The following is a 7,129-nucleotide window of genomic DNA, read 5'->3' on the forward strand; positions in this document are numbered from 1 at the left end:
CTCGGACAGCACGACCGCGCGGTCGCCGACCGACCGCGCGAACTCCGCCAGCAACGCCGTCTTGCCGGTGCCGGTCGCCCCGCGCACCCGCACCAGGGTCGCCGACCCGGCCCGCGCGTTGGCGAACGCCGAACCGAGGACCTCCAGCTCCCGCCGCCGGCCGACCACGCGCCCGGCGACAGCCGTCACCTCCGCCATCCTCACCCTGCTTTCACGGAAGGCGGCGGCCGCCCAGCCCCTCGTCGTCGGCGCCGTGCCACATTTCCCTGGCGTACGGCGTGTCCGGCACGAGCACCCGATCGGCGGCCGCGAGCGGCGTGGCGGGCAGCTCGCCGAGCCCGCTCTCGATCCAGCCGAGGTCGCTCATCAGCCGCCGCATCGGCGGGGTGTCCCCGTGGATCCGGTGCAGCGACTGCATGGCACGGCGCAGCTCGCTCGCCTTGCGCCGGGCGGCGGTGAGCGCGTCAGCGGTCATCAGGACTCCTCCCGTCGGGGCACGGCCGATCGCGTGCCCCGCCGACGGTAGGTCGCCGCCGACCCGGAAAACCCCGAACCTCGGCGGATTCCGCGGCGCCGGATGACGTGAATGACTCATTCATGTCCTCTGACGACATGAATGAGTCATTCACTACACCCGAGCCGGGCGGGAACCCGGCGTGTGAGCGGCAACACTAAGGAATCCGTGGCCCGGGCCGGGGTTCACTGACGGACCTGACCCCGCGCCGAAGGGAAACGCTCTCGTGAACATCGCGGACAACGCCACGACGTCGTGGATCCGCCGCTACCACCCCGCGCCCGGCGCGGGCACCCGGCTCGTGTGCTTCCCCCACGCCGGTGGTTCGGCCAGCTACTTCCACCCGGTCTCGGCGCGGTTCGCGCCGGACGTCGACGTCGTTTCGCTGCAGTACCCGGGGCGGCAGGACCGGCGGCGGGAGCCGAACGTCGACTCGGTCGCCGCGCTGGCCGACCTCCTCGCCGACGAGCTGGCCGAGCTGTCCGACAAGCCCGCTGTCTTCTTCGGGCACAGCATGGGCGCGGTCCTCGCCTTCGAAACCGCCTGGCGGCTGGAACTGCGCGGCCTGCGGGCGCCGGGGGCGATCGTCGCGTCGGGGCGGCGCGGGCCCTCGACGTTCCGCGACGAGCGGGTCCACGAGCGCGACGACGACGGCGTGCTCGACGAGGTCCGGGAGCTCAACCGGCTGGACCGGACGGTCATCGGCGACGACGAGATCCTGCGGATGGCGCTGCCCGCGATCCGCGCCGACTACCGGGCGATCGAAACCTACGCCTGCCCGGCCGGGCGCCGCGTGCGCTGCCCGATCACCGTGCTGATCGGCGACCAGGACCCGAAGGTGACCGCCGAGGAGGCCGGGAACTGGGGCGAGCACACCGAAGGCGGCTTCCGGCTGGAGGTCTTCCCCGGTGGCCACTTCTTCCTCGCCCGGCACCAGAGCGCGGTGAACGCCGAGCTCCAGCGTGAGCTGCAAGCCCTCAGCGCCCCCGCGGCGGCATTGCACTCCGGGCGTGATTCAACATAAAGTAACATCAGCATCAACACAGAACGACATGAGCGGGGGTCGCGGTGTACGCGGAAGAGCGTCAGCAGCTGATCCTCGAGCAGGCCCGGTCGCGCGGCCGGGTCGACGTGGCCGAGCTCGCGGGCGAGTTCGCCGTGACGACGGAGACGATCCGCCGCGACCTCACGACGCTGGAACGCCACGGGTCGCTCCGCCGGGTGCACGGCGGGGCGATCCCCATCGAGCGGCTGGGCTTCGAACCGGCGTTGAACACCCGCGAAAGCGTGATGACGGCGGAAAAGAAGCGCATCGGCAAGGCCGCGCTCGCCGAACTGCCCGCCGAGGGCGCGATCCTGCTCGACGCGGGCACGACCACCGCGCACCTCGCGGAAGCGCTTCCCATCGACTGCAACCTCACGGTCGTCACCAACTCGGTGAACATCGCGCTGACGCTGTCCAAGCGGCCCAACCTCACGGTGATGCTGGTGGGCGGCCGCCTCCGGGCGCGCACGCTCGCGTCGGTCGACTCGTGGGCACTGCACTCGCTGAGCGAAACGTTCGTCGAAGTGGCGTTCATGGCGACCAACGGCCTGTCGGTCGAGCGCGGCCTGACCACCCCGGACCCGGCGGAAGCGATGGTCAAGCGGGCCTCGATCGCCGGCGCCCGCCGTGTGGTGCTACTCGCCGACCACACGAAGGTGGGCAACGACCACTTCGCCCGCTTCGCCGAACTGTCCGAAGTGGACACGTTCATCACCGACGGCGGCATCGATTCCACGGTGGCCGCGGAAATCGAGCGCGAAGGCGTGAACGTCCTGACCGCCTGAGCTACCAGCGCACCGGCAGCTCGTAGAGTCCGAAGAGGACTCCGTCGTGCTTGAACTCCAGCTCGTCGGCCGGCAGGGCCAAGCGCAGCCGCGGCACCCGCTCGAACAACGTCGTCAGCGCGACGTCCATTTCGAGCCGGGCCAGGTGCTGCCCGATGCACTGGTGGATCCCGTACCCGAAGGCGACGTGGTGGCGCGCCGAGCGGGCCGGGCAGAACTCGCCGGCGTCCTCGAACACGGCGCCGTCGTGCCCCGCCGCCAGCCCGAGCGGCGCGACCCCTTCACCGCGGCGGATCAGCTGGCCCGAGATCTCGAGGTCCTCGGTGGCGACGCGCAGGCTGACGACGTCGGAGATGGAGAAGAACCGCAGCAGCTCTTCGATGACGCCCTCGTGCCCGATCCACTGAGGATTCTCCAGCAGCATCACGACCCCGAGCGACAGCATGTTCGCGGTGGTCTCGTGCCCGGCGACCAGCAGCAGCATGGCCACGCCCAGCAGTTCGGCGTCGTCGACCGCGCCGCCGTCGATGAGCCGGCTGATCAGGTCCTTGCCGGGCTTCGCACGCTTCGCCGCGATGAGTTCGGTGAGGTAGGTGTTGATCTCCCCCAGCGCGACTTCCCGTTGCCGGGCGGTCGAAGCGAGGCTGACCAGGACGCGGGTGCGCGACTCGAAGTGCTCGTGGTCCTCGTACGGCACGCCCAGCAGCTGGCAGATGACCAGCGACGGCAGCACGAGGCAGAAGGCGGACACGAGGTCCGCGGAGTTCCCGGCGGCCAGCATGGCGTCGATCCGCTCGTCGACGACCTGCTGGATGCCGGGCCGCAGCTCCCGCACCTTCCGCACGGTGAACTCGGGGATGAGCAGCTTCCGGTACCGCGTGTGCTCGGGCGCGTCCATGGCGACGAACCACCCGGGAAGCGCTTCCGGCGCCCCACCGGTGGCGGGGAACCCGGGCTTCGACGGGTCGGAGCTGAGCCGCGGATCGGTCAGCGCGGCCCGCACGTCTTCGTGCCGGGCGACGAGCCAGACGGGCGTCCCCCCGGGCAGGACGGTCCGGCACAACCCGGGCCGGGCCCGCAGCTCGGCGTACCCGTCGGGCGGAGTGACCTGACCGGGCGCCCGCCGCGGGAAGCCGACGATTCCGGGTTCCGTGCTCACCATGCCCCGGTTCTACCCCGCCCCGGCACCCGCGTCCGCGAGGGCGATGAAAGTCTGGGAGAACCCCTAGGGCGACGGCGTGCTTCCCCGGTGCCGCCGTGGTGGGAAGGCCCTCAGCGGTCCCCGGCGCCCGGCGCCGGGACATCCCCGATGTAAGGACCACCGCCCATGCCGGCGACGGGCGCCGGCCCTTCCGCCGCGGTCGCCACCGGGGCGAGGAGCGTGACCAAGGCCGCGACGAGCAAGGCGGCCGCACCAGCACGTTTCATCGTTCGATCCCTTTCGTTTCCCGAACGATCGCAGGCCGGACTTTCAAACGGCTTCCATCCGCGAATCGCCTCCGCGCGCCCCCGCCACCGCCTACGATCGGCCCATGACACCCCTGGCTGTGACGACCATCGAGATCATCCCGCGGGTACTGCTGCTCGTGGTGGGCCTGCTCGGCCTGATCTTCGCGATCAGGGGACGCGCGCAGAGCGGCTCGGGCCTGATGGTGGCCGCCTTCGTCATCATGCTCCTGACGACGGTGCTGGGCATCGCGTGGCGGTTCGTGTCGCTGGACGCGGCGTCCTGGATGCACACAAACCACCTGAGCGCCGACGACCTCAGCCTGATCTTCATGGCGGTGGCCATCCCGCTGGACGTCGCCGTGGTGATCTCCTGGCTCCTGGTCGCGCTCGCGGTCTTCAAGGGCGGCCGGCCGCGCCCCACTGCGTACCCCGGGTTCGCGGGCCCGGGGTACGCACAGCCCGGGTACCAGCAGCCCCCGAACTGACGCGGACGGGCCGGGGCGGACTCGGTGTCCGCCCCGGCCCGGGTTCACCGGATCACCGGCGGCAGGGGTTGCCCGCCGGGTGCGCGGCGGTGCCGTGCACGTCGGCCTGGGACTCCGCCAGCACGATCTTCGCGAGCGCGGTGTCCAGCGCGACCGCCTGCTGCTTCACGACGCCGCCGGACACGGTCTGGCCGTTCAGCTTCAGCGTGCCGATCACCAGCGGGATGGTCAGCGGCGCGGACCCGACCGTGACCGAGACGCCGTTGATCTTCAGCGAGGCGACGTTCGAGCTGCCGGTCAGCGCCGGGGCGAGCCCGCCGGTCACCGGCTGGCAGGTCGCCGCCGCCTGGGACTGGATCACGCCCAGCTCGATCGTCAGCCCGACCGTGCTGATCACCGTCTTGTCGATCTTGGCCGACGCCTGCGCGTGGTCACCGGCCGCCGGGGCCGCGGACTGGTTGTCCGGGGTCAGGTCGGTCGACGACGTCAGCGCGTGCGTCTGCACCTTGATCAGGCCCGCGTTGAGCGTCGCGTCGAGGACGGTCTCGCTGTCGTCGGCGCACGGCAGGTTCTGCGGGTTCGCCACGGCGGCGGTGATGCCGATGACGTTCGCCGCGGTGCCGGTGCAGGAGAAGACGCCGTCGCGGTCGTCGTCGAGGATCGTGCCGACGCCGGTCGGGTCGACCAGCCCGGCGCCGACCGGGGCGGAGAGGTTCACGGTGAACGTCTCGTCCGGCTCGTCGACGGTGTCCGGGTTGACCAGGACCGTCACCGGCTTGGCCGTCTCACCCGGTGCGAAGGTGAGGTCCCCGCTCGTGGCCGCGTAGTCGGCCGGTGCGGTGGCGGTGCCGTTCGCGGTGGCGTAGTGGACGCTCACCGGGTCCGGGCTCGCGCCGCCGAGCAGGGACACCGTGAACGTCGCCGGCACCGGGGCACCGCCGGAGCCTTCGGCGACCGAGACGTCGTTGACGCTCAAACCGAGCACGCGCACGGTCGTCGTCTCGACGTACCCGCGCGAGACGCCGTCGACCTGGTAGTCGACCGTGCAGTGGTACGTGCCCGGCGCGGCGCTGCCCGCGGCGGCGACGGTCTCGGTGAACGTCGCGACGTCGCCGCTGGTCACCTTCACGCTCGCCGGCGCGTTGGTCACGGTCAGCTGCGGGTCGCAGGCCGTCACCTTCGGGGTCACCGTGACCTCGATGGACTTGATGCCGGCCAGGATGGCCTGCGACACCTGGCCCGAGGGCACGTTGTTCAGCAGCACGCCACCGGTGGCTTCGGTGATGGCCGTGGCCTGCCCCTCGGCGTCGAGGGCGCCGACGTTGACGGCGACGACGCGGATGTTCGCCGCCTTGAGCGCGGCGATCGTGTCGGCCAGGGAGTGCCCGCCGCTGGGGTCGTGCGACGGCGCGTCGCCGAACCAGGCGACGATGCGGGTGCCGTCGGGGCGGAAGGTGACCGCGCCGGTGGCCAGTTCGTACAGCGCGTTGAGGTCGGCTTCGGGGAAGTCCCCGCCGCCGGAGGCCACCCACTGGTTCGTGCCCGCCTGGACCGCGGCGGTGTCGCCGGTGATGCCCTGGTTGACCTTGAACGGCACGGTGTCGGTGAAGTCCTTGTACTCGGCGACGCCGAACTGGGCGGTCGGCTGCGCGGCGAGCACGTCCCCGGTGATGGCGTTGGCGTTGGCGCGGACGTTCGAGATCGCGCTGCCCATGCTGCCGGTGGTGTCGGCGAGCAGGACGAGGTCGGGGTTCGGCGGCACGGCCGAGGTGGTGACGTGCTTGGTGACGGTGGTGCTCTGCCCGGCGGCGAGCGTGAGGTCGACGGTGGCCGGATCGACCCCCGGTGGTGCGGCGGCCGCGACCGCCGTCGGGGCCAGCAGCGCGCTGACCGCGGTGAGAGCGACGAAAATCGATCTTCGCGACATGGACGTCCCTTTCGAGATCCGGCGTGGGGTGCCTGGAAAAAGACGAACCGCGCGCGGATTTGTTAGCGGAATTCGCCAATGTCACCCGGAGCGCCCCACGCACAGGGCTCAACGGGTTACGGCGGCGCGCACAGGCCCACGCAGATCGAGCGGAAATGCGCCGAACGATGCGTAACGAAGGGACGCGCGTCACACGTCGGAGCGACGAAGACGGCGTTTTCCGGAACCGCTGGTAACGCTTTTCCCGCGGTTTCCGGGGCGCGGCGCGAAAATTACCTCCGGATGGCGCAACGCTCGGGCGTGGCCGCGGCACGGCGGTCCACCGCGACCCCGGCCAGCGCCAGCGCGAGCCCGACGACGCTGACCACCACGCCCGCCCACGCCGTCGCGCGGTAGCCCAGTCCCGCCGCGATGACCACGCTGCCCAGTGCCGCGCCGAGGCTGTTGGCCGTGTTGAAGGCCGACTGGTTCAGCGCCGCGCCCATCAGCTGGGCGCCCGGGGCCACCTCGATCAGCCGGGACTGCAGCACCGGGCCCAGGAAGACGATCGACCCGCCGATCAGGAACGCGCCGGTGAAGAGCCCGAACGCCGAGCCCACCGCCAGTCCGAAGTAGACGTTCGCGGCGATCACCGCCGTGAAGCCGGTCAGCAGGGCGCGGCGCAGGTTCCGGTCCGCCTGCCACCCGCCCAGGAAATTGCCGACGGTCATGCCGAGCCCCACGGCGACCAGCACCCACGGCACCGCGCCCGGCGAGAGCCCGGTGACCGACGTCGTGATCGGCGCGAGGTAGCTGTTCACCGCGAAGAAGCCGGCGATCCCGATCGACGCGGTCACCACCACCAGCCACACGAGCGGCCGGCGCAGCGCCCGCAGCTCGCCGGCCGGGGAGCCGCCCGCCGCCGGCGCGTCCGGCACCCGGAGC

9 protein-coding genes are annotated in these 7,129 nt (G+C 71.6%); 3 read left to right on the plus strand and 6 right to left on the minus strand.

All coding sequences use genetic code 11. The features are described 5' to 3' along the window. Positions 1-198: ATP-binding protein (locus G3I65_RS55765; RefSeq protein ID WP_160704694.1), on the minus strand; the 198-nt coding region annotated here is incomplete at its 3' end. Between the two features lie 13 nt (positions 199-211). Then, complete coding sequence (locus G3I65_RS55770) at positions 212-475, minus strand: hypothetical protein (RefSeq protein WP_160704695.1); 264 nt, start codon at positions 473-475, stop codon at positions 212-214. A gap of 265 nt (positions 476-740) precedes the next feature. On the opposite strand from G3I65_RS55770, the gene G3I65_RS55775 reads away from it, so the two are divergent. Further along, a complete protein-coding gene (locus G3I65_RS55775; protein ID WP_160704697.1) occupies positions 741-1,538 on the plus strand; it encodes a thioesterase II family protein in 798 nt (265 codons plus the stop codon). Positions 1,539-1,582: 44 nt separating this feature from the next. Continuing rightward, positions 1,583-2,344, plus strand: a complete 762-nt coding sequence (locus G3I65_RS55780) for a DeoR/GlpR family DNA-binding transcription regulator (protein WP_086865209.1) — start codon at positions 1,583-1,585, stop codon at positions 2,342-2,344. A 1-nt stretch (position 2,345) separates the two neighbouring features. On the opposite strand, the gene G3I65_RS55785 is transcribed toward G3I65_RS55780, so the two are convergent. Continuing rightward, complete coding sequence (locus G3I65_RS55785; RefSeq protein ID WP_160704699.1) at positions 2,346-3,506, minus strand: cytochrome P450; 1,161 nt, start codon at positions 3,504-3,506, stop codon at positions 2,346-2,348. A gap of 110 nt (positions 3,507-3,616) precedes the next feature. Then, on the minus strand, positions 3,617-3,772 hold the full coding sequence (locus tag G3I65_RS55790; protein ID WP_160704701.1) for a hypothetical protein: 156 nt from the start codon (positions 3,770-3,772) through the stop codon (positions 3,617-3,619). Positions 3,773-3,876: 104 nt separating this feature from the next. On the opposite strand from G3I65_RS55790, the gene G3I65_RS55795 reads away from it, so the two are divergent. Beyond that, positions 3,877-4,278, plus strand: coding sequence for a hypothetical protein (locus G3I65_RS55795; protein ID WP_160704703.1), 402 nt, complete (start codon positions 3,877-3,879; stop codon positions 4,276-4,278). A gap of 52 nt (positions 4,279-4,330) precedes the next feature. Here G3I65_RS55795 and G3I65_RS55800 read toward each other — a convergent pair whose 3' ends face one another. After that, positions 4,331-6,205: a Calx-beta domain-containing protein gene (locus G3I65_RS55800; RefSeq protein WP_163046936.1), complete on the minus strand. Its 1,875-nt coding sequence runs from the start codon at positions 6,203-6,205 to the stop codon at positions 4,331-4,333. Between the two features lie 272 nt (positions 6,206-6,477). Then, the coding region (locus tag G3I65_RS55805) for an MFS transporter (RefSeq protein WP_160704705.1) at positions 6,478-7,129 on the minus strand (652 nt) is incomplete at its 5' end.

This window comes from Amycolatopsis sp. SID8362 (genome assembly GCF_010550475.1).
Taxonomy (GTDB): domain Bacteria; phylum Actinomycetota; class Actinomycetes; order Mycobacteriales; family Pseudonocardiaceae; genus Amycolatopsis; species Amycolatopsis eburnea.